This window comes from Pseudoduganella sp. RAF53_2 (assembly GCF_052113985.1).
Lineage (GTDB): Bacteria > Pseudomonadota > Gammaproteobacteria > Burkholderiales > Burkholderiaceae_D > Rugamonas.
This window is the reverse complement of sequence record NZ_JBFRDW010000799.1, coordinates 1-2,351: the sequence shown is the minus strand read 5'-3', so window position 1 is coordinate 2,351 and position 2,351 is coordinate 1. Positions and strand designations below refer to the sequence as shown.

The window sequence follows — 2,351 nt, the reverse complement described above, 5'->3', positions numbered from 1 at the left end:
ATATTGCTCCGATGGCCCAACAGCTCAAGCGAGTGTCTGAACAATCACGCAACCTGCGCTAGTCAGATAATGTTGTTACAGGTGGCACATCGCTTTCCCCTGTTCGCGGGATCCGCGTGATATTTTGCATGCTTGTCGTTCTTGCTCAGTTGCTTGCCTGCTGCCTTTTTAGCGGCACATGCCTTTTCCTCGGCCTCGCTATGCCTTGAGCCAGAACTGACGCTTGGCGTTCCCTTTGGATGCTGACCCGCCCAGGCAATCAATTTACTTTCAAAGGCGATTGCCGACATTTCGTAGTCACCCTGCGTGCCTGAATCCGAACCGCCCATTCCGTGAGCAGCGAGATCCAGCTTCAATTCAGTGATCGCACGAATAACCTGGCCTCTCATTTCGTGAATTGTATAGCCAGCGTTCTGAAACGCCTGCATCACATCTTTTGCGCGCTGATTGCTGTATTTGACGAAGTGGTCCCACAACACACCCGCCGTACGGCCCGAACTGCCGGTGCCGGACGGTGCTTCCATGCGCTGGATTAGCGGACGAATAATTGTCCCGGGTGGTGGCCGAAATACGGGTGGCACGCGCGGCAGTATCGAATTCACCATTGCCTATACCTTTCGATAAAGATCGCCAGGGCGCATTTGCCCGGAAAGGCCGCTGTTCACGCTGGCGGCGCGCAGAACGTCGGTTGCGAAGGTGGTGCATTGGCGCGATTGGGCGCTGAAGCTGTAGTGGCGGCTGCGGTACTCGTTCACTTTCGCCATCGCGGCCTGGGCCTGCGCGCTGTTCAGCTCATAGCTGCGCACTTTCACGCCGGGCTTGGAAAAAGCACTGTCGTCGCGATGCACTTGTCCAGGAACACCGGCGCGCAACTTGCCAATGTCTTTTTGCGGGTCATAGCGCCCATAGTTGGCAGGTGAAAAGCCCCAGGTCTGACGATTTCCCGCCGGCCCTTGCAGTGAAACGAAAGCGTGTCCTGCAAGATCCGGAGGCAGCCCCGCAGCCCCCTGATGCAAGTAGGCGCCGATCACCAGCCTGTATGAGGCCTGTTTCGCCTGCAAGGCGAGCGCCTTGCCAACCGCCGACGGCATGCCGCCCGTTGCGAGCTTGGCCTGCACGGGAACGCGGAAGGCGGCGGCGCGGGCGCCCATGCGGTCGGCCTCTGCTTCCAGTGCATGGTCGTTGACGATCACGGTGCCCGCGCCTTGCGGCGCGCGGACCCTGCCCTGCTTTTGCTGAAGTACGTGGGCCAGTTCATGGCCTAGCAGTTGCTGGCCCCGCGCGCTGTGCGGATCGTATTGGCCTGGCGCGAAGTAGATGTCAGTGCCCATGGTGAAGGCGTGGGCACCAATGGATTGCGCTTGATTGCCCTGGTAGATGCGCACGCCGGAGAAATCGGCTTTGAAGAATGCCTCCATTTTCTGCCTGACAGCATCCGGCATGGGACGCCCGACCGCGCCGCTCAGATTGAGCTTGCCCGCGTCGACGGACATGTTTTGGCCGCCGTGCGCTTGCACGGGCTGCGTTGGGCCTCCGCGTCCATGGACGAAGTGGGCCTGGATCAGGATAGAGCGGCGTGTRCTCATGTCATCCTCCGTTCCATTTTGCGGCCAGCATACCGAGGGCGAAGAAGGCTGCAAGTAATAGCAATTGCGCGATGATCAGTACGATCAGCATGCGTTTGTTGAATGAGAGCTGGTAGTCCATTGTCGTTAGCCTTCAACCAGGCGAGCCAACCAGGAGCGACGCGGGGCTGTCGCGGGGGCCGTGAACGTTGGGCTGGTCGGCTCCGTTGGCCTGACTGTTTCGGTGGGGGCGCTGCCTGGCGCGGCGCTGGTGGGCGTGCCGGCGGTCGCGGGTGCGGTTGGCGTGCCGGCGAGCGCGGGGGCGGTGGCCGGCTCGGAAGCTGGCAATGCCGCCGGCTCTCCATGCACGAACATAGTAGTTGCCAGCAGCTTGCCATCCAGCCCGTAGCTGCGCATTTCTCCGTGCTGCAAGCCGTCCGCATAATGAATTTCGGCGAGCAGGCGATCCTTCTCGAATAGCGAAGTCAGGCCATGCAGCTTCCCATGGGCGAAGGACGAGCGCTGGCGCACGCGGCCTGCTGCGTCGTAGAGTTCTGCGGGGCCGTGCAATTGGCCTTTGACGAAGTGGACGCGGCTCACGAGCAAGCCCTGCTCGTTCACGTTGCGCACCATGCCGCACAATTGGGAATCGTTCATATCAGTTGATCTTGACGATCCCTCCCTTCAGTTCCAGCATGCCTCCGCCGTCCACCGTCTGCGATGCGGCGGCCTTGTTGGTCATGCTCACCCCAGCGTCATTGGTCAGCGTGGTGCCTGCCTTATTAG

3 protein-coding genes are annotated in these 2,351 nt (G+C 60.7%); all 3 read right to left on the bottom strand.

The genetic code is table 11. From position 1 onward, the window contains the following. Positions 1-62 precede the first annotated feature (62 nt). The 3 genes from AB4Z11_RS29645 to AB4Z11_RS29635 all read right to left on the bottom strand — a co-directional run bounded on the left by AB4Z11_RS29645 (position 63) and on the right by AB4Z11_RS29635 (position 2,222). Complete coding sequence (locus tag AB4Z11_RS29645) at positions 63-524, bottom strand: hypothetical protein (RefSeq protein ID WP_442029455.1); 462 nt, start codon at positions 522-524, stop codon at positions 63-65. 84 nt (positions 525-608) lie between these two features. After that, positions 609-1,586 (bottom strand): eCIS core domain-containing protein, encoded by a 978-nt coding sequence (locus AB4Z11_RS29640; protein WP_442029453.1) that lies wholly within the window; start codon positions 1,584-1,586, stop codon positions 609-611. Positions 1,587-1,712: 126 nt separating this feature from the next. Beyond that, positions 1,713-2,222: a hypothetical protein gene (locus AB4Z11_RS29635; RefSeq protein WP_442029451.1), complete on the bottom strand. Its 510-nt coding sequence runs from the start codon at positions 2,220-2,222 to the stop codon at positions 1,713-1,715. Positions 2,223-2,351: the final 129 nt, after the last annotated feature.

Bases quoted from the DNA above. Each gene is read 5' to 3' on its own strand.
- AB4Z11_RS29635 (WP_442029451.1), bottom strand. From the start codon at position 2,222: ATGAACGATTCCCAATTGTGCGGCATGGTGCGCAACGTGAACGAGCAG.
- AB4Z11_RS29645 (WP_442029455.1), bottom strand. From the start codon at position 524: ATGGAAGCACCGTCCGGCACCGGCAGTTCGGGCCGTACGGCGGGTGTG.